The organism is Lacinutrix sp. Hel_I_90 (assembly GCF_000934685.1).
Classification (GTDB): Bacteria; Bacteroidota; Bacteroidia; order Flavobacteriales; family Flavobacteriaceae; genus Lacinutrix.
Window position 1 is genome coordinate 355,613 of sequence record NZ_JYNQ01000001.1, and the last position, 19,549, is coordinate 375,161.

Below are 19,549 nucleotides of genomic sequence, written 5' to 3' on the forward strand. Positions count from 1 at the left end.
ATTTTTACCATTTAATAAAAATAGTATTACAAAAATGAACCGAGCATAACACTAGTTTTTCATTTTATCGAAAACACTAAATTGCGAACACATTTTTACCATTTAATAAAATAGTATTACAAAAATGAACCGAGCATAACAAAGTTTTTCATTTTATCGAAAACACTAAATTGCGAACACATTTTTACCATTTAATAAAATAGTATTATAAAAATGAACCGAGCATAACACTAGTTTTTCATTTTATCGAAAACACTAAATTGCGAACACATTTTTACCATTTAATAAAATAGTATTACAAAAATGAACCAACCCCTAGCATACATACACCCAGGAGCTAAAATTGCTAAAAATGTAGTGATTGAGCCCTTTACAACAATTTCTAATAATGTAACCATTGGCGAAGGCTCATGGATTGGAAGTAATGTTACAATTATGGAAGGTGCTCGCATTGGCAAGAATTGTAATATTTTTCCAGGAGCAGTTATTTCTGCTGTACCTCAGGATTTAAAATATAATGATGAAGACACAACAACCGAGATTGGAGACAACGTTACTATTCGGGAGTGTGTAACAATTAACCGCGGCACGACAGACCGAATGAAAACGGTTATTGGTAATAATTGTTTGATTATGGCCTATAGCCATATTGCACACGATTGTATTGTTGGTAATAATTGTATTTTTTCAAATAACAGTACATTAGCTGGGCATATTAATGTTGGAGATTATGTTGTATTAGCTGGAATGACAGCTGTACATCAATTTTGCTCTATAGGTAGTCACGCCTTTGTTACTGGTGGTTCTTTGGTGCGAAAAGATGTGCCGCCATTTGTAAAAGCTGGTCGTGAGCCATTGTCTTATGTAGGAATCAATTCTGTTGGTTTAAGACGAAGAGGATACACTACAGAAAAGATAACAGAGATTCAGGAAATTTTTAGAATATTATACCAAAAAAACTATAACACTACTCAAGCTTCAAATATTATTGAAGCGGAAATGGAAGCAACTACAGAGCGAGATGAAATTCTACAGTTCATAAAGAACTCGCATCGCGGCATTATGAAGGGTTACTTCAAATCAAATTAAATAAAATAAAAATTATGGCTAGTACTTCAGATATTAGAAACGGATTATGTATCAAATATAATAATGATATTTATAAAATAATTGAGTTTTTACATGTTAAGCCTGGAAAAGGTCCAGCGTTTGTAAGAACAAAAATGAAAAGTGTTACCAACGGAAAAGTTTTAGATAACACCTTTTCTGCAGGACACAAAATTGAAGATGTTCGCGTAGAAACACATAAATTTCAGTTTTTATATCATGACGGAGAATTCTATCATTTTATGAATCAGGAAGATTTTACACAAATTAGTTTATTAGAAGCTGCGCTAGACAAGCCAGAACTAATGAAAGAAGGAGAGGTTGTTACGGTATTAATTAATACCGAAGATAACATGCCGCTTTCTGTTGACTTGCCGGCAAATGTCGTTTTAGAAGTCACTGCTACAGAGCCAGGTGTTAAAGGTAACACGGCAACTAACGCAACTAAACCAGCAACAGTAGAAACAGGAGCAGAGGTTAATGTCCCTTTATTTATTAATGAAGGAGACAAAATTAAAATCGAAACCGATAAAGGAACCTATAAAGAACGTGTTAAAGAATAGTTTTAATTGAAATTCTCTAAATCATATAATCTCAAAGAGATAGCTCAAATTATTAATTGTAATTATGTTGGAGCAGACGATTTTCAGGTTTTTGGAATGAACGAAATTCATGTCGTCGAAACCGGAGATATTGTTTTTGTTGATCACCCTAAATATTACGATAAAGCATTGCAATCTGCAGCAACTGTTATTTTAATTAATAAAGAAGTAACCTGTCCTGAAGGCAAGGCATTATTAATTAGTGATGATCCATTTAGGGATTTCAACACATTAACACGTCATTTTAAACCGTTTCAAACTGTAAATGTGAGTATTTCACCTTCGGCAAAAATTGGAAAAAACACAATAATACAGCCTAACTGTTTTATTGGAAATAATGTGACTATTGGTGATGATTGTGTAATACATGCCAATGTTACTATTTATGATGATGCTGTTATTGGAAACCATGTAACAATCCATTCAGGCACTATTCTAGGAGCTAGTGCTTTTTATTATAAAAACAGACCTACTGGTTTCGATCAATTATTTTCTGGTGGTCGCGTAGTGATTGAAGACCATGTTGATATTGGGGCCTTATGTACTATTGATAAAGGGGTTACTGGAGATACAACTATTGGTGCTGGTTCTAAACTAGACAATCAAATTCAAGTTGGGCACGATACAGTTATTGGTAAAAAATGTTTGATAGCCTCGCAAGTTGGGATTGCAGGGTGCTGTATCATTGAAGACGAAGTTACTATTTGGGGACAGGTGGGAACAAATAGCGGTATCACGATTGGAAAAAAAGCTGTTATTCTTGGTCAAACAGGAGTAACTAAATCTGTAGCAGGAGGTAAAAGTTATTTTGGGACTCCAATAGAAGAATCAAGAGTTAAATTAAAGGAATTGGCTTACGTTAAACAGATTCCGAATATTATTGATCAGTTAAAAAACAAATAAATGTCTGCAAAAGAAATAGTTAAAGCCTTTTACGATTTAGATTTAGCTAAAGAAAGTAATGCGATAAAAATGGTGCATAAAGACTGTGTGTTACATTGGAACAGTAGTAAGGGCTTTACTGAAATGAATTATAATGAGATTAGTGCTATGCTGCTAAACATTCGTGAATCATTTTTGTCATTTAAGTACAAATTAAGTCATTTGTTGGAAGATGGGAATACTGTAACTGCCAGATATACAGTATATACTACAAATATTGAGACACCGTTTAAAGAAGATGCTTTAGCACATTTTATTTCTATTTGGGAAGTTAAAAATAATAAATTATATAAGGGTTGGGAAGTAAGTCAGTTGGTAGACGACAATCCTAAAAACATATCTTCATATTCAGAAATAAAAATTTAAATAGATTAAAAAAATAGCCATCAAAAACTTACTTTTGTGGCGAATTAAATAAAAACAACTCCATTATAATTTCCTTTTAGGAAAGGTCTGAAAGACAATGGAACAAAAATTAAACAAATGAGCGTTTTAGTAAACAAAGATTCAAAAATAATAGTTCAAGGTTTTACAGGTAGTGAAGGGACTTTTCACGCTGAACAAATGATTGAGTATGGAACAAATGTTGTAGGTGGTGTTACTCCGGGAAAAGGAGGGCAATCACATTTAAATAGACCAGTTTTCAACACTGTTGAAGAGGCTGTACAGAAAGAGGGCGCAGACACAAGCATTATTTTTGTACCACCTGCTTTTGCTGCAGATGCTATTATGGAAGCTGCAGATGCTGGGATAAAAGTAATCATTTGTATTACAGAAGGGATTCCTGTTTCAGATATGATTAAAGCTGCAGATTATATAAAAGGAAAAGATTGCCGCTTGGTAGGACCTAATTGTCCGGGTGTTATTACTCCTGGTGAAGCAAAAGTAGGTATTATGCCAGGTTTTGTTTTCAAAAAAGGAAAAGTAGGTATCGTTTCGAAATCAGGAACGTTAACTTATGAAGCTGCAGATCAAGTAGTAAAGCAAGGCTTAGGAATTACTACAGCTATAGGTATTGGAGGAGATCCAATTATCGGAACAACGACTAAAGAAGCTGTTGAGTTACTAATTAATGATCCTGAAACCGAGTGTGTAGTCATGATTGGTGAAATTGGAGGTCAATTAGAAGCCGATGCGGCCAATTGGTACAAAGCAAGTGGAAGCAAAAAACCAATTATTGGTTTCATTGCTGGAGAAACAGCACCGGCAGGACGTACAATGGGACATGCTGGAGCTATAGTTGGCGGAAGCGATGATACAGCACAAGCTAAAAAAGAAATTATGAGAGCTTGTGGTATTCACGTAGTAGACTCACCTGCTGAAATTGGTAAAAAAGTAGCAGAAGTTCTAGGATAGAATGTAAAGAACAGCAGTTGTTACTGTTAAAATATTTATAATTAAGAAACGTTATTAGTTCGTTGGCTGTAATTTAGTCAACGAACTTTTTTTTAATCAAAAAACAACCAAAAATGAAACATTTAAAATTTGTTGTACTCTTCCTATTTGTTACCGCTATGTACAGTTGCAAAGAGGAGAGCGGCAAAACAATGGCTTATAAAACCGAACAGCAAGTCGATGCTAACGGCTTTAATTATGAAACAGTAGCTAATGATCCTACAGGATTGCGTTTGTATACTTTAGATAACGGCCTTAAAGTTTACTTAAGTAAAAACACAGATGAACCTAAAATACAAACTTATATTGCTGTAAGAGCGGGTTCTAACTATGACCCTCAAGAATCTACAGGTCTTGCACACTATTTAGAGCATATGGTTTTTAAAGGAACCGATGAAATTGGTACTGTTGATTGGGAAAAAGAAAAAGTCTATTTAGACCAAATTTCAGAATTATACGAACAACATAGAGCTGAAACTAATCCTGATATAAAATTGGCACTGTATAAGAAAATTGATAGCATCTCTTTGGAAGCTTCAAATTATTCTGTAGCCAATGAATATGATAAAATGACGAGTTCACTTGGTGCCACAGGTACTAATGCGCACACTTGGTTTGAAGAAACCGTTTATAAAAATAAAATTCCGGCGAATGAATTAGAGAAATGGTTAGAATTGGAAGAAGAGCGTTTTGGTCAATTGGTATTGCGTTTATTTCATACCGAACTAGAAGCCGTTTTTGAAGAATTTAATCGCGGACAGGATAGTGATGGAAGAAAAAGGTACTCAGCCATGTTAGAAGGCTTATTTCCAAATCACCCGTATGGCCAACAGAAAACTATAGGCACAGCCGAGCATTTAAAAAACCCATCATTAGTAGATATCAATAATTATTTCAATAAATATTATGTGCCAAACAATATGGCTATGGTATTAGTTGGTGACTTAGAGTTTGATGAAACGATTAAAATGGTAAATAAAACCTTTGGAAACCTGAAACGAAAAGAAGTAACACATCCAACATTACCCAAAGAACAACCCATTACAAGCGTAGTTACAAACGAAGTCTTTGGTCCAACAGCAGAGAGTGTTTCCATTGCTTATAGGGCTGGAGGCGTTAATACTAATGATGAAATAATGGTAACCCTCTGTGATATGATTTTGGCAAACGGTAACGCAGGGTTAATAGATTTAAATTTAAATCAAGAGCAACTCGTGCAAAATGCAAGCTGTTCAACTACTTTTTTAAATGATTATGGTTATCATAGTTTTAATGGCGCTCCAAAAGAAGGACAATCCCTAGACGAGGTAAAAACCTTGATTTTAGAGCAAGTAGAAAAACTAAAAAAAGGAGCGTTTGAAGATTGGATGATTGAAGCAGTCGTTAATGATTTAAAAAAAACACAATTGAAGCGGTATGAAAACAGTACAGCTTTGGCTTCAGCCTACTTCAACGCCTTTATTCATCATGAAGACTGGGTAAATAAAGTAAAGTTTTTAGAGGACTTAAAAGCGGTTTCAAAGCAAGAGGTAGTCGATTTTGCAAATGCGTTTTATAACGACAATTATGTGGTAACCTATAAACGAAAAGGTGTTGATAATAGCATCGTAAAAGTGTCTAATCCAGGGATAACACCAGTAAATTTAAATAGAGACAATGCATCAGAATACATCAAAAATTTTAATGCTAAGGAATCTAAGCCTTTAGAGCCGGTCTATGTGGATTATGCTTCCGAAATTAAAAAAACAGAGACTGATAGCGGTTTAGAAGTCTCGTATATTGAAAATGAAACGAATGATTTATTCAATTTGAATATTATTTTCGATATGGGTAGCGATAACGATAAAAAATTAGGTTTTGCAGTCGATTATTTAACGTATTTAGGAACCGATAAATATTCAGCTGAAGCATTAAAAAAAGAATTCTACAAATTAGGGATTGACTATTCTGTTAACGCCGGTGGCGAACAAACATTTGTAGGTTTAAGCGGATTAAAAGAAAACCTTCCTAAAGGCTTAGAGTTGTTAGAGCATTTATGGAAAAACGCAATTCCAGATCAAAAGGCCTATAATAAGTATGTAGAGTCAATTGCTAAAGACAGACAAAACAATAAAACTAACAAAGGCAGTATTTTGCGTTCTGGTTTGTTGAATTATGCAAAGTATGGCGAAAACTCAAAATTGCGTAATATTCTTTCTGTTATTGAAATGCAAGATATTAATCCACAGGAATTGGTAGACATTATAAAAGGCTTAAAAGATTATAAACAACGTGTATTCTATTATGGAAAAAATGTAGGTGCCGCTGTTGAAGCTTTAAATGATTATCATGAAATTACTGACGACCTTAAGACGTATCCAGAAGCTGTTACTTATGTTGAAAAAGAAACAGGAGGTAATGTGTATTTTGTAGACTATGATATGGTGCAAAGTGAGATGATGTTTTTAGCAAAAGGGGAGCCTTTTAAGCCGGAAAACATGGCGGCATCTACTTTATTTAACACCTATTTTGGTGGTGGTTTATCATCAATCGTTTTTCAGGAAATTCGCGAGTCTAAATCCTTAGCGTATTCTGCTTGGTCAAATTACGCAACAGCACGCAAACAAGAAGATGCGAATTATGTCATGGCATATATTGGGACGCAGGCAAATAAGATGCCTGAAGCTGTTGATGCAATGATGGCTTTAATGAGTAACATGCCAAAAGCAGAGGAGCAATTTAATGCAGCAAAAGAAGCGACATTAAAGAAAATAGCGGCAGAACGTATTACGAAAGCTGATGTTTTTTGGTCTTACGAAAGACTTCAGAAATTAGGAATCAATGAAGATCATCGTGAGAAAATGTACAATACAATTAAAAGTATGACTCTGAATGATTTACTAGCGTTTTTCAATAAAAATATTAAAGGTGAAAACTATAACGTAATGGTTGTTGGTAACAAAAAAGATATTGACTTTAAGGCACTGAAAAAACTAGGAGAGGTTCAAGAAATGGACGTCGATTATTTATTTAATTATGAAAAGCCCGAAGCAGTGAAACTATAACTATTGTAACGCTATTTACAAGGCGGGAATTTGTAATAGAACCTCATAATTGAAAACAAATTATGAGGTTTTTTATTTAATACTCATTGTAATTACTATATTTGAATGACTAATAAATTAAAAAAAATTAATGAAACTTTTAGACGGTAAAACAGCAATAATCACAGGCGCAAGCCGTGGCATTGGTAAAGGTATAGCGGAAGTTTTTGCACAACAAGGTGCAAATGTAGCCTTTACATATAGTTCTTCGGTTGAAGCAGCTAATGAATTAGAAAAAGAATTAAACGCTTTAGGTGTAAAAGCTAAAGGATATAAGAGTAACGCTGCAAGTTTTGATGAAGCTCAGGAATTAGCAGAAGTAGTGCTAAAAGAGTTTGGAAGTATCGATGTGTTAGTAAATAATGCAGGGATTACAAAAGACAACCTTTTAATGAGAATGGGTGAGGAAGACTTTGATAAAGTAATTGAAGTGAACTTAAAATCTGTTTTCAATATGACGAAGGCGGTACAACGTACGATGTTAAAGCAACGTAAAGGCTCAATTATTAATATGAGTTCGGTTGTAGGGGTTAAAGGAAATGCAGGGCAAACCAATTATGCGGCGTCTAAAGCTGGAATTATAGGGTTTTCAAAATCTGTTGCTTTAGAATTGGGGTCAAGAAATATTAGAAGTAATGTGATTGCTCCTGGGTTTATTGAGACAGAAATGACTGCGAAATTAGATGAAGAAACAGTAAAAAACTGGAGAAATGCCATTCCTTTAAAACGTGGCGGGACGCCAGAAGATATTGCAAATGTTTGTGTGTTCTTAGCGAGCGACATGTCTGCTTATGTTACTGGGCAAACCATAAACGTAGACGGCGGAATGTTAACTTAAACTTTATAGAAAATATATGAAAAAGATATTAATAGTACTCAGCTTAATAGTAAGTTCTACAGTTTTAGCTCAAGACTGGACGACCTATGAGAATAAAGACTTCAATTTTAGTGTTGATTTACCTGGTGAGCCAAAAATGGTGAATCAAGAGGTGCCAACAGAAGTTGGAGATTTAACGATGAATATGTTTATGGTTGATGCATCTACTGCAGAGGGGAGTAGTGAAAACTTAATATACATGGTAATTCATACTAAATACCCTATAAATCAGGATGAAGTTGATGACAGTAAGATTGAAACCATGTTAGATGGTTCTGTAGATGGAGCGGTTGGCAATGTACAAGGAAAACTTGTTTATGCAAATAAAATTGAACTAAACGGTAGTCCTGGTAGAGCGGCTAAAATAGAAGTTCAAGGGGCTTTTATGTATATGAATATGTATTTAAAGGATAGTGCTTTATATGCTGTACAGACCATTTGTTTAGTTGAAAATGACGACAATGACGACATTAACAAGTTTTTTGATTCTTTTAAATTAAATAAAGTAGAATAATCATTGTCTACACAAGTCATTCTATATATCATATTAGCTGGAATAATAGCGCTTTTATTAGCGCTATTCCAATATAAATACAAAGCAAAAGGAAATTCTAAAAAGAATGGGCTTTTTGCTTTGTTACGTTTTATAAGCGTTTTTGGGGTTTTATTACTACTTATTAACCCCAAATTTGAACAAGTTACGGTTTATAATGAAAAACCAAATTTGGTTGTAGCAGTAGATAACTCTAAGTCTATTCCACATTTAAATCAGACAGAAAATGTGTCAGACATTGTTGCGGCTATTAAAAAAAACAAAATCTTAAATAAAGCCTTCAATATTGATGTGTTTTCCTTTGGAAGCACCCTGAATGCAACTGATTCCTTGAGTTTTACTGAAGAACAAACAAGCATAGATAAAGTCTTTAATGGGCTGAATCAGATTTATAAAAACACCATAGCGCCAACTCTTTTAATAACCGATGGTAATCAAACCTATGGTAATGACTATGAGTATTCTGCAAAACAATACAAGCAGCCTGTTTACCCAATAGTTTTAGGCGATACCACTGCTTATACCGATTTAAAAATTAAGCAACTAAACGTTAATAAATACGCCTTTTTAAAAAACAGATTTCCCATTGAAACTATTGTAGTTTATAATGGGGAAGAAACAGTGAACACGACATTTGTAGTCACTTCTGGGAACACAACAGTATTTTCAAAACCGGTAACATTAAGTAAAACAGATAATTCGCAGGTAATTAATTTTACTTTACCAGCAAATGCTGTTGGAGTAAAAACATATCGTGCAACTATTTTGCCAAGTACAAGTGAAAAAAACAAGAGTAATAATAGTCGAAATTTCGCAGTAGAAGTCATTGATGAAAAAACAAATGTCGCGATTGTAAGTAGTATTTTACATCCAGATTTGGGGGCTTTAAAAAAGAGTATCGAAAGTAATGAACAGCGTAACGTATCATTATTAAAGCCGCAAGAAGTAATAAATAAACTAAATGATTTTCAATTGGTTATATTGTATCAGCCAAACAATTCATTTAAGAATTTGTTTGAAGCCATGAAACTTCAAAACAAGAATAAATTTATCATTGCTGGACCAAAAACGGATTGGCGTTTTCTAAATTCAGTAAATGCGCATTACAAACAAGATATCAACAATGAAAAAGAAGAGTATCAACCGGTTTTAAATACCAATTATAACACTTTTATTGTTGATGATTTAGACTTTGAATCCTTTCCGCCGCTAAAGGCCTCATTTGGAGATCTTGAATTTTCTGTGCCAATAGAAACGATTCTTTATAAAAAGTTAGGGAGTTTAGATACTGAACAGCCACTACTAGCGACTTTTGAAACCAATGGCAGCCGTGAAGCTATTCTGTTGGGAGAAAATATTTGGAAATGGAGAGCACAGAGTTTTGTAAACGAAAAGAACTTTAATGCGTTTGATGATTTTTTAGGTAAATTGATTCAGTATTTGGCTTCTAACAAACGAAAAAACAGATTGAACCTAGATTATGAATCGTTTTATCAAGGGAATAATAATGTGATACTTTCGGCACAGTTTTTCAATAAGAACTATGAATTTGATGCCAATGAAAACCTTACTATTACCTTAAGAGATAAGGAGTCAAAACAATCGCGAACCATCCCATTAATACTTAAAAATAATAATTATCAAGTAGATTTAAGTAGCTTACCTGCTTCAGATTATAGTTTTACTGTAAAGGCAACAAGCGAGAACATTTCAAAGTCTGGAAATTTTAAAATTTTAGAATATAATGTGGAGCAACAGTTTTTGAATGCTGATGTTGCAAAGTTAAAGCGGTTAGCATCTCAAAGTCAGGGACAAAGCTATTTTGTTAACAATTACACGTCGCTTTTTGAAAATTTAGTAAACGATAATCGTTTCAAACCAATACAAAAAAGCAGTAAAAATATTGTACCTTTAATCGATTGGAAATACTTGCTAGGTCTAATAGCCTTAGCCTTAGCTATCGAGTGGTTTCTGAGAAAATATAACGGATTAATATAATTAAATAATTTAATAGAAATGGAAAGATTACCAAAAATAGGAATACCAATTATTATAGGAGTAATTATACTCATCATTATTTTAGCAAAATCAGCTGTAACTATAGACTCTGGTCAAGCAGGGGTGCTTTATAAAACATTTGACAATGGTGTTGTAACAGATAAACCGCCTTTAGGTGAAGGATTTCATATTGTAGCACCTTGGAACGAAGTAATTATTTACGAAGTGCGTCAGCAAGAACTTTTTGAGAAAATGAAAGTATTGTCATCAAATGGTTTAGATATTATATTAGAAACCACTGCTTGGTACATGCCAAATCCAGTAGATTTAGGGAAATTACATCAAGAAAAAGGGGCAGATTATTTGGATAGAATTATTAAACCAGCATTGAGATCTGCAGCGAGAAGTGTGGTTGGTCGTTATACGCCAGAGCAACTGTATTCTAGTAAAAGAGATATTATTCAAAATGAAATTTTTGATGAAACAAAAAAAATTCTGGATGATCAATACATTATATTGAATGATGTCTTAGTTAGAGATGTTACCTTACCTCCAACAATTAAAGATGCTATTGAGCGTAAATTAAAGCAAGAACAAGAATCTTTAGAATACGAATTCAGATTGGTAACCGCAGCTAAAGAGGCTGAAAAAGTAATTATTGAAGCTGAAGGAAAAGCAGAATCAAATAGAATTTTAAGTGCTTCTTTAACAGATAAAATTTTACAGGATAAAGGTATTGATGCCACTATGAAATTAGCAGAATCACCAAACAGTAAAGTTATTGTTATTGGTTCTGGAGACTCTGGATTACCTATTATATTAGGGAACCAATAAAATTTTTATAAAAGATTAGGATTTGTAATAATTATTTTACAATCTTTGCAAAGAACAAAAACAGAAATGACCTTTATTCAATCTCATCATCATCATTTTCATACTTGCCATCAAGCGAGCTGAAAGTGTATTGAATAAAATCAACATATTTTTAAACCCGTTTGAGCGAATCAAGCGGGTTTTTGTATTTCTAACCTTTTTGATTTTGCTCAAATTTAATAAAAGACCCCGCTTCCTCGGGAGGTTATTATGAGTAAACTAAAAATTGCAGTTCAAAAATCAGGGCGTTTAAACGAAGATTCCATGGCGCTTCTAAAAGACATTGGCATCTCAATAGACAATGGTAAAGATCAATTAAAAGCATCAGCAGCTAATTTCCCTCTAGAGGTTTTTTATCTTAGAAATGGCGATATTCCCCAGTATCTAAGAGATGGCGTTGTTGATATCGCTATTATTGGTGAAAATGTTTTAATTGAAAAAGGACAAGAGTTAGTTATTGCAGAGCGACTAGGATTTTCAAAATGTCGTGTTTCTATTGCGGTCCCAAAAGCCTCTAAAGCAAAGTGCTTAAAAGATTTACAAGGACAGCGCATCGCGACTTCCTATCCCAATACGGTGAATCAGTTTTTAGAGCAAAACGGCATAACTGCACAACTACACATTATCAACGGTTCTGTAGAAATAGCTCCAAACATTGGCTTAGCAGATGGTATCTGTGATATCGTTTCAAGTGGAAGCACCTTATTCAAAAATGGATTAAAAGAAGTAGAAGTGCTTTTAAAGTCAGAAGCTGTTTTAGCGGTTTCACCTAGTATTTCAAAAGACAACCAAAAGCTTTTAGAAAAATTGCAATTTAGAATTCAATCGGTTTTAAGAGGTCAAAATTCTAAATACGTATTATTAAATGCGCCAAATGACAAACTTGAAGAGATTATAAGTGTCCTGCCAGGCATGAAAAGCCCAACAGTTTTACCCTTAGCAGAAAAGGGTTGGAGCTCGGTACACTCAGTAATTGATAAAAATGAATTCTGGGAGGTTATCGATGAGTTGAAAGAAAAAGGTGCACAAGGTATTTTAGTTTGTCCAATAGAAAAAATGGTACTCTAATGAATATTATAAATAATCCTAAAAAGAAAGATTGGACAAACATTTTAAAGCGTCCAACACAATCAGTTGATGATATCGAAACAACGGTAAATCAAATCTTTGATGATGTCAAAAGAAATGGAGATGTTGCCGTTTCAAAGTATACAGAATTATTTGATGGTGTAAATTTAAACGCCAACGTGGTTACAACAGAAGAGATAGAAGACGCAGTAAAAAATGTTTCAGAAGCATTAAAACAAGCCATTCAGCAAGCTAAATCAAACATAGAAGCCTTCCATAAAGCGCAAATAACAGATAAAGTTTTTGTAGAAACCATGCCAGGTATTCAATGTTGGCAGGAAAAAAGACCGATTGAAAAAGTAGGTTTGTATATTCCAGGGGGTACAGCGCCTCTATTCTCTACGGTTTTAATGTTGGCTATACCAGCAAATATTGCTGGGTGCAAAGAACTAGTATTATGTTCTCCACCAAATAAAGAAGGTAAAATCGCGAATGAAATTTTGTACACGGCTCAATTATGTGGTGTGACAAAAATCATAAAGGTTGGTGGTATTCAAGCGATTGCAGGAATGACTTTTGGTACTGAGAATATGCCTCAGGTTAATAAAATTTTCGGGCCAGGAAATCAGTTTGTTACTGTCGCAAAACAACTAGCAACCAAGTTTGGCGTGGCTATAGATATGCCGGCAGGTCCAAGTGAATTATTGGTGGTAGCAGATGACTCGGCAAATGCTGCTTATGTGGCTTCAGATTTACTAAGTCAGGCAGAACATGGTAGCGATAGTCAAGTGATTTTAGTCTCAACTTCCAGACAATTTATAGAAGATGTGTCCTCTGAAGTAGAAAAACAAATAGCGCTTTTGCCAAGAAAAGCAATTGCGGTAAAGGCGATTGCCAATTCTAAACTTATTTATGTTGAAGATGATAATACCGCTTTAGAATTAATTAATGAATATGGCCCAGAGCATTTTATAATATGTTGTAAAAATGAAGACCTCTTCATCAATAACATTAGCAACGCAGGATCAGTGTTTATTGGTAATTACACGCCAGAAAGCGCAGGAGATTATGCTTCGGGAACCAATCATACCTTACCAACTAATGGGTTTAGTAAAGCGTATTCAGGAGTGAACTTAGATAGTTTTACAAAGAGTATTACCTTTCAAAAAATCTCAAAAGAAGGCTTACTTAATATAGGAAATACCATCGAATTAATGGCTGAAGCCGAAGGCTTACAAGCTCACAAAAACGCAGTATCAATTCGTTTAAAAGATTTAAAAAATGATTAATAAGACATCGAATAATGCCCTCGCTGCTGGAGAGATGTCCTCAGGCCAGAGCGGTGAATTTAATCTAAATAGCTTAATAAGAGATAATATTAAAGCACTAAAACCCTATTCTTCAGCACGTGATGAATACAATAGTGAAATCAAAGACATGGTATTTTTAGATGCTAATGAAAACCCGTTCAATAATGGCGTGAATCGGTATCCAGATCCACAGCAATTAAAACTAAAAGAATTACTGTCAAAAATCAAAGGCGTTTCAGGAAAAAAGATGCTGCTTGGGAATGGGAGTGATGAAGTTTTAGACCTCGTTTTTAGAGCCTTTTGCGAACCTAAGGAGGACAATGTCATTACCTTGCCACCAACTTACGGGATGTATGAGGTCTTGGCGAATACCAACGCTATTGAAGTTATAAAAGTTGAACTATCCAATACATTTCAGCCTAAAGTCGATGCTATTTTAGAGGCTTCAAATAAAAACTCTAAAATCTTGTTTTTATGTTCGCCAAACAACCCAACGGCCAATAGTTTTGAAGCTTCAACAATAGAAAAACTTTTAAAAGAATTTAACGGTGTTGTAGTCATTGATGAAGCATATATCGATTTTTCAAATGAAGAAAGCTGGATAAGTAAATTAGGCGAGTTTCCAAATTTAATTGTGACTCAAACTCTTTCAAAAGCCTATGGTTTGGCAGGTATTAGACTCGGTATTTGTTATGCTTCAGTTCAAATCATTGAGACTTTAAAAAAAATAAAGCCACCTTATAATGTTAATGAGTTGACCCAGCAAAAAGCAATGCAACGCTTAAGTAATCTTACTGAGGTAAAAAACGAAATTGAAATATTAAAAGAAGAGCGAGAAAAACTCATATTAGAACTTTCTGGCATTGACTTTATTGAAAAAATATACCCTTCAGATGCTAATTTTTTATTGGTAAAAGTAGATGACGCTAATAAACGCTATGACGGATTAATAGCAAAAGGGATTGTAATTCGTAATAGAACAAACCAGCCATTATGTGAAAATTGTTTGCGATTTACTGTAGGAACGAGTACTGAAAATAATAAATTGATTAAAACATTAAAAGAACTTTAAATGAAACGCGTACTATTTATAGACAGAGACGGAACAATAATAAAAGAGCCAGCAGACGAACAAATTGACGCGTTTGAAAAACTAGAATTCTACCCAAAAGTATTTCAATATTTAAGTAAAATTGCTAAAGATTTAAACTTTGAAATTGTAATGATTACCAATCAAGATGGTTTAGGGACTGCCGTTTATCCTGAAAACACGTTTTGGCCAGTGCATAACTTTATTTTAAAAGCTTTTGAAGCTGAAGGTGTTGTTTTTAAAGAACAATTTATTGACAGAACCTTCGCAAAAGACAATGCACCAACGCGTAAACCCAACACGGGGTTGTTGACCAAGTACTTTTCAGAAGATTATGATTTGGCAAACTCTTTCGTAATTGGTGATCGTTTAACAGATATAGAACTGGCTAAAAATTTGGGTTCAAAAGGCATCTTTATAAACGATAACACCAATTTAGGTACAGATGAAATCACTGTAAAACATGAAGCCTTAAATGACTTTATCGCTTTGGAAAGTAACGATTGGGAAGCCATTTACACCTTTTTAAAAGCTGAAGAACGTACAGGAAATATTACCCGAAACACCAACGAAACCAAAATACAGATAGATTTAAATCTAGACGGAACAGGGAAAAGTGAAATAGATACAGGTATTGCCTTTTTCGACCACATGTTAGACCAAATAGCACGTCACGGCCAATTAGATTTAAAGATAAAAGTAGCTGGTGATTTAGAAGTCGATGAGCATCATACTATTGAAGACACTGCTATTGCCTTAGGAGAAGTATTTGCTAGCACTTTAGGTAATAAATTGGGTATCGAACGTTATGGCTTTTGTTTACCTATGGACGACTGTTTATCTCAAGTAGCTATTGATTTTGGAGGTAGAAATTGGTTGGTTTGGGAAACCGAATTTAATAGAGAAATGATAGGTAAAATGCCAACAGAAATGTTTTTTCATTTCTTTAAATCCTTTACTGACGGCGCAAAATGCAATCTGAATATAAAAGCAGAAGGGACTAATGAGCATCATAAAATTGAAGCTATTTTTAAAGCGTTTGCAAAAGCGATTAAAATGGCTGTAAAACGAGATGTTGAAAAAATGATCTTGCCAAGCACTAAAGGAATGTTATAAGTGATGTACTCATTCCGCTCTTGAAGAGGAGTCTAGGATTAATATAAAAGGTTTAAAGGTTCCGTTTGTACGGAAATGAAAATAAAAATTTTCCAATGAAATTAGTAATAATAGATTATGGTGCAGGCAATATTAAAAGCATACAATTTGCTTTTAAAAGGTTAGGGATTGATGCTGTTTTATCTAACAGTCCTGAAGAAATAATGGCAGCAGATAGAATCATTTTTCCAGGTGTTGGAGAAGCCAGTAACGCGATGCAGATGTTAAAAAACTCGGGATTAGATGCATTAATTCCTAATCTAAAACAGCCCGTTTTAGGTATTTGTTTGGGCATGCAACTCATGTGTAATCACTCTGAAGAAGGGAATACCAAGGGATTAGGTATTTTTGATGTCGATATAAAACGGTTTTCTAATGTTGTTAAAGTACCACAGATGGGCTGGAATACCATTTCAAATTTAAAATCAGAATTATTTAGGGGCATAGAAGACGGGGCTTTTATGTATCTCGTGCATAGCTTTTACGCAGAACAATGTAAAGAGGAAATTGCCACAACACATTATGAATTTGATTATGCATCTGCCTTACAAAAAGATAATTTTTACGGGGTACAATTTCACCCGGAAAAGAGTAGTATTGCAGGCGCGCAAATTTTGAAAAATTTTCTGATGCTGTAACTTTTGCTTAGTCTTGCACGGTTTTGAAAACGGTGTAGGTTTAAAAATAAAACAGCAGTATCTGCAAGATTTTGTATATCTTGAAAATAGAGAAGTAATATATTAATTATAAAAAGATTCCCGTAGATAAGGGAACGTAGACAATGAGAATAATACCAGCAATAGATATAATAGATGGTAAATGTGTAAGACTCACAAAAGGGGATTACGATACCAAAAAAGTATACAATGAGAATCCGCTAGAGGTTGCTAAAGAATTTGAAGCGGCAGGTGTCCAATATTTACATTTAGTAGATTTAGATGGTGCAAAAGCAAAACACATTGTTAATCATCGTGTTTTAGAACAAATTGCTAGTAAAACCGATCTTAAAATCGATTTTGGTGGCGGATTAAAAACTAATGAAGATTTGCACATCGCATTTAATTCTGGCGCAAAACAAATTACAGGAGGGAGTATTGCCGTTAATGATAGAGAAACCTTTGAAGGATGGATTTCTAAATATGGTGCGCAAAAAATAATTTTGGGAGCCGACTGTAATAACGAAAAAATAGCCATTAGTGGCTGGCAGACGGAAAGTAATTTAGATGTGATTCCATTCATAAAAAACTATCAAAAGAAAGCGATTAAATACGTCATCTGTACAGATATTGCTAAGGATGGTATGCTCGAAGGGCCTTCATTTGACTTGTATCAAAAGATTATTGCGGAGTGTAGTCATAGTGACGGTCAAACCATAAAGTTGGTCGCTTCAGGAGGGATTTCAAATATTGACGAGTTGCCAATATTAAAAGAAATGGGTTGTGAAGGAGTGATTATTGGTAAAGCTATTTACGAAAACAAAATCAGCTTACAACAATTACAACGCTATTTATAATATGCTTACAAAACGAATCATCCCATGCCTGGATATTAAAAATGGCAGAACTGTTAAAGGTGTCAATTTCGTTAATTTAATTGATGCAGGAGATCCTGTGGCTTTAGCCAAACAATATGCTGAAAAAGGGGCAGATGAACTCGTTTTTCTTGACATTTCAGCAACATTAGAAGGGCGAAATACGACTTTAGAAATGGTGTTATCTGTGGCTGAGCAAGTGAATATTCCATTTACGGTTGGTGGCGGTATTTCATCTATAGATGATGTAGACCGGTTACTAAAGGCAGGCGCAGACAAGGTGTCTATTAACTCTTCAGCAATTAAGAGACCGGAACTCATTAATGAATTGGCTAATAAGTTTGGTAACCAATGCATTACCGTTGCTATTGATGCCAAGCAGATTGAAGGAGAATGGATAGTACATTTAGCTGGAGGAAGCATTCCTACAACATTAAATTTATTCGATTGGGCAAAAGAAGTTGAGAGCAGAGGTGCTGGTGAGATTTTATTTACCTCTATGAATAATGATGGTACAAAAGCTGGTTTTGCAAATGACGCTTTAGCGAAACTTTCAAAAGAATTAAACATTCCTATAATAGCTTCTGGTGGAGCAGGAACCATTCAGCATTTTATAGACACATTTGAAATAGGAAAAGCAGATGCAGCGTTGGCTGCCAGTGTGTTTCATTTTGGAGAAATACCTATTTCAGATTTAAAAGAAGCATTAAAGAATAATAATATAAACGTTAGATTGTAGTTTGACGCCACCGAGAACGAGGAAAAACAACGGAATCTTACTATAAGAAGAGTACCATGTCAAACCAAAAACATGGATTCGCAATGACAAATAAAATAAAATGGACATAGATTTTAATAAAAATAAGGACGGATTAATTCCTGCGATCATTCAAGACGCAACCACAAAAAACGTTTTGATGTTAGGGTATATGAATGCTGAAGCATTAAAGAAAACACAAGACACTAAATTGGTAACGTTCTTTAGTAGAAGTAAGCAGCGTTTATGGACTAAAGGAGAAGAAAGCGGAAACGTATTAAATTTAGTGGCTATTAAGTTGGATTGCGATAATGATACGCTTTTAATTAACGTGAACCCAAAAGGCCCAACCTGTCACAAAGGCACTGATACGTGCTGGAATGAAACAAATACTGAAAATTTCGGATTTATCTCTAAACTCGAAAGCACCATAGAAGACAGGAGAACTAATGCTACTGGTGAAAAATCATACGTTGCTTCTTTGTTTGAAAAAGGAATCAATAAGATTGCTCAGAAAGTAGGAGAGGAAGCAGTAGAAGTCGTTATAGAAGCTAAAGATAATGATGACAACTTATTCTTAAACGAAAGTGCAGATTTATTATTTCATTATTTAATGTTGCTGCAAGCAAAAGGGTTTAAATTGAACGCTGTCGTTGACGTTTTAAAAGGAAGAGAAAAATAAAGAACACCAGATAAAAGCACCAGAAATTTTCTGATGCTTTTTAAAGAACGTTTTAATTTAACCAGCCCTTTTTTGTGGCAGATTTTGAAAAATATACTAATGCAAAAGAGACTATAATTACCAATGGCGTCATAGGATTAGGCATTTTAATACCAAAAACGACATAACTCATTTGTATAACAACAGCAACAGCACTAATGAGCAAGATAAGGTAAGCCCATTTTTTTCTTAATAACAACCCCATACAACCCAAAGTCCCGCCAAATACAGCTAATGCAAATACGATCATGTACCATACAGGGAGGTTGGCATACATGTCTTGCTGCTCTTGTGGTAAAGCTGCTATAATCTCTGATGTCATACTTACTTGAGCAAAATAAGCACCAATACCTAAAATATTCCAAACCAGTGCTATAACGCACACTATCCAAAACCATATGGGCGGTTTAACTCTTGATATTTCTGCCATAATTTATTTTTTTTACTTAGTTAATATAATACAAGGTATAAAAATTTTGTCATATCT

General features: G+C 34.2%; 19 protein-coding genes. 18 read left to right on the forward strand and 1 reads right to left on the reverse strand.

Going from position 1 to position 19,549, the window contains the following annotated elements:
• Positions 1-303 precede the first annotated feature (303 nt).
• The 18 genes from lpxA to hisIE all read left to right on the forward strand — a co-directional run bounded on the left by lpxA (position 304) and on the right by hisIE (position 19,023).
• Positions 304-1,089, forward strand: a complete 786-nt coding sequence (gene lpxA, locus GQ46_RS01580; RefSeq protein ID WP_044397733.1) for an acyl-ACP--UDP-N-acetylglucosamine O-acyltransferase — start codon at positions 304-306, stop codon at positions 1,087-1,089.
• Between the two features lie 14 nt (positions 1,090-1,103).
• Positions 1,104-1,670 carry an elongation factor P gene (gene efp / locus GQ46_RS01585; protein WP_044397736.1) on the forward strand — a complete coding sequence of 189 codons (567 nt, stop codon included), beginning with the start codon at positions 1,104-1,106 and terminating at the stop codon, positions 1,668-1,670.
• Between the two features lie 6 nt (positions 1,671-1,676).
• The gene (locus GQ46_RS01590) at positions 1,677-2,612 is read left to right on the forward strand and encodes a UDP-3-O-(3-hydroxymyristoyl)glucosamine N-acyltransferase (RefSeq protein WP_044397738.1); all 936 of its coding nucleotides are present in this window, start codon (positions 1,677-1,679) and stop codon (positions 2,610-2,612) included.
• On the forward strand, positions 2,613-3,017 hold the full coding sequence (locus GQ46_RS01595; RefSeq protein ID WP_044397741.1) for a nuclear transport factor 2 family protein: 405 nt from the start codon (positions 2,613-2,615) through the stop codon (positions 3,015-3,017).
• 117 nt (positions 3,018-3,134) lie between these two features.
• Positions 3,135-4,007 (forward strand): succinate--CoA ligase subunit alpha, encoded by an 873-nt coding sequence (sucD, locus tag GQ46_RS01600; RefSeq protein ID WP_044397743.1) that lies wholly within the window; start codon positions 3,135-3,137, stop codon positions 4,005-4,007.
• 113 nt (positions 4,008-4,120) lie between these two features.
• Complete coding sequence (locus GQ46_RS01605; protein WP_044397745.1) at positions 4,121-7,090, forward strand: pitrilysin family protein; 2,970 nt, start codon at positions 4,121-4,123, stop codon at positions 7,088-7,090.
• A 130-nt stretch (positions 7,091-7,220) separates the two neighbouring features.
• On the forward strand, positions 7,221-7,967 hold the full coding sequence (gene fabG / locus GQ46_RS01610) for a 3-oxoacyl-[acyl-carrier-protein] reductase (RefSeq protein ID WP_044397747.1): 747 nt from the start codon (positions 7,221-7,223) through the stop codon (positions 7,965-7,967).
• 16 nt (positions 7,968-7,983) lie between these two features.
• The gene (locus tag GQ46_RS01615) at positions 7,984-8,520 is read left to right on the forward strand and encodes a hypothetical protein (protein WP_044397750.1); all 537 of its coding nucleotides are present in this window, start codon (positions 7,984-7,986) and stop codon (positions 8,518-8,520) included.
• Between the two features lie 3 nt (positions 8,521-8,523).
• Positions 8,524-10,557 carry a hypothetical protein gene (locus tag GQ46_RS01620; RefSeq protein ID WP_044397752.1) on the forward strand — a complete coding sequence of 678 codons (2,034 nt, stop codon included), beginning with the start codon at positions 8,524-8,526 and terminating at the stop codon, positions 10,555-10,557.
• An 18-nt stretch (positions 10,558-10,575) separates the two neighbouring features.
• Entirely contained in the window at positions 10,576-11,391 is an 816-nt protein-coding gene (locus tag GQ46_RS01625; protein ID WP_044397755.1) for a prohibitin family protein, read from the forward strand.
• A 249-nt stretch (positions 11,392-11,640) separates the two neighbouring features.
• The gene (gene hisG, locus GQ46_RS01630) at positions 11,641-12,498 is read left to right on the forward strand and encodes an ATP phosphoribosyltransferase (RefSeq protein ID WP_044397757.1); all 858 of its coding nucleotides are present in this window, start codon (positions 11,641-11,643) and stop codon (positions 12,496-12,498) included.
• The gene (gene hisD, locus GQ46_RS01635) at positions 12,498-13,787 is read left to right on the forward strand and encodes a histidinol dehydrogenase (RefSeq protein ID WP_044397759.1); all 1,290 of its coding nucleotides are present in this window, start codon (positions 12,498-12,500) and stop codon (positions 13,785-13,787) included. Before hisG ends, hisD begins: the two co-directional genes overlap by 1 nt.
• 34 nt (positions 13,788-13,821) lie before the next feature.
• Complete coding sequence (gene hisC, locus GQ46_RS01640) at positions 13,822-14,880, forward strand: histidinol-phosphate transaminase (protein WP_044404384.1); 1,059 nt, start codon at positions 13,822-13,824, stop codon at positions 14,878-14,880.
• Complete coding sequence (hisB, locus tag GQ46_RS01645) at positions 14,881-16,014, forward strand: bifunctional histidinol-phosphatase/imidazoleglycerol-phosphate dehydratase HisB (RefSeq protein WP_044397760.1); 1,134 nt, start codon at positions 14,881-14,883, stop codon at positions 16,012-16,014. It begins immediately after the preceding gene.
• A gap of 95 nt (positions 16,015-16,109) precedes the next feature.
• Complete coding sequence (gene hisH, locus GQ46_RS01650; RefSeq protein WP_044397761.1) at positions 16,110-16,691, forward strand: imidazole glycerol phosphate synthase subunit HisH; 582 nt, start codon at positions 16,110-16,112, stop codon at positions 16,689-16,691.
• 143 nt (positions 16,692-16,834) lie between these two features.
• The gene (hisA, locus tag GQ46_RS01655) at positions 16,835-17,566 is read left to right on the forward strand and encodes a 1-(5-phosphoribosyl)-5-[(5-phosphoribosylamino)methylideneamino]imidazole-4-carboxamide isomerase (protein WP_044397762.1); all 732 of its coding nucleotides are present in this window, start codon (positions 16,835-16,837) and stop codon (positions 17,564-17,566) included.
• A 1-nt stretch (position 17,567) separates the two neighbouring features.
• On the forward strand, positions 17,568-18,323 hold the full coding sequence (hisF, locus tag GQ46_RS01660; RefSeq protein ID WP_044397764.1) for an imidazole glycerol phosphate synthase subunit HisF: 756 nt from the start codon (positions 17,568-17,570) through the stop codon (positions 18,321-18,323).
• Positions 18,324-18,423: 100 nt separating this feature from the next.
• Complete coding sequence (gene hisIE, locus GQ46_RS01665; RefSeq protein WP_044397766.1) at positions 18,424-19,023, forward strand: bifunctional phosphoribosyl-AMP cyclohydrolase/phosphoribosyl-ATP diphosphatase HisIE; 600 nt, start codon at positions 18,424-18,426, stop codon at positions 19,021-19,023.
• Positions 19,024-19,075: 52 nt separating this feature from the next.
• On the opposite strand, the gene GQ46_RS01670 is transcribed toward hisIE, so the two are convergent.
• Positions 19,076-19,492, reverse strand: a complete 417-nt coding sequence (locus GQ46_RS01670; protein WP_044397768.1) for a hypothetical protein — start codon at positions 19,490-19,492, stop codon at positions 19,076-19,078.
• Positions 19,493-19,549: the final 57 nt, after the last annotated feature.

Bases quoted from the DNA above. Each gene is read 5' to 3' on its own strand.
- lpxA (WP_044397733.1), top strand. From the start codon at position 304: ATGAACCAACCCCTAGCATACATACACCCAGGAGCTAAAATTGCTAAA.
- efp (WP_044397736.1), top strand. From the start codon at position 1,104: ATGGCTAGTACTTCAGATATTAGAAACGGATTATGTATCAAATATAAT.
- GQ46_RS01595 (WP_044397741.1), top strand. From the start codon at position 2,613: ATGTCTGCAAAAGAAATAGTTAAAGCCTTTTACGATTTAGATTTAGCT.
- sucD (WP_044397743.1), top strand. From the start codon at position 3,135: ATGAGCGTTTTAGTAAACAAAGATTCAAAAATAATAGTTCAAGGTTTT.
- GQ46_RS01605 (WP_044397745.1), top strand. From the start codon at position 4,121: ATGAAACATTTAAAATTTGTTGTACTCTTCCTATTTGTTACCGCTATG.
- fabG (WP_044397747.1), top strand. From the start codon at position 7,221: ATGAAACTTTTAGACGGTAAAACAGCAATAATCACAGGCGCAAGCCGT.
- GQ46_RS01615 (WP_044397750.1), top strand. From the start codon at position 7,984: ATGAAAAAGATATTAATAGTACTCAGCTTAATAGTAAGTTCTACAGTT.
- GQ46_RS01625 (WP_044397755.1), top strand. From the start codon at position 10,576: ATGGAAAGATTACCAAAAATAGGAATACCAATTATTATAGGAGTAATT.
- hisG (WP_044397757.1), top strand. From the start codon at position 11,641: ATGAGTAAACTAAAAATTGCAGTTCAAAAATCAGGGCGTTTAAACGAA.
- hisD (WP_044397759.1), top strand. From the start codon at position 12,498: ATGAATATTATAAATAATCCTAAAAAGAAAGATTGGACAAACATTTTA.
- hisC (WP_044404384.1), top strand. From the start codon at position 13,822: ATGTCCTCAGGCCAGAGCGGTGAATTTAATCTAAATAGCTTAATAAGA.
- hisB (WP_044397760.1), top strand. From the start codon at position 14,881: ATGAAACGCGTACTATTTATAGACAGAGACGGAACAATAATAAAAGAG.
- hisH (WP_044397761.1), top strand. From the start codon at position 16,110: ATGAAATTAGTAATAATAGATTATGGTGCAGGCAATATTAAAAGCATA.
- hisA (WP_044397762.1), top strand. From the start codon at position 16,835: ATGAGAATAATACCAGCAATAGATATAATAGATGGTAAATGTGTAAGA.
- hisF (WP_044397764.1), top strand. From the start codon at position 17,568: ATGCTTACAAAACGAATCATCCCATGCCTGGATATTAAAAATGGCAGA.
- hisIE (WP_044397766.1), top strand. From the start codon at position 18,424: ATGGACATAGATTTTAATAAAAATAAGGACGGATTAATTCCTGCGATC.
- GQ46_RS01670 (WP_044397768.1), bottom strand. From the start codon at position 19,492: ATGGCAGAAATATCAAGAGTTAAACCGCCCATATGGTTTTGGATAGTG.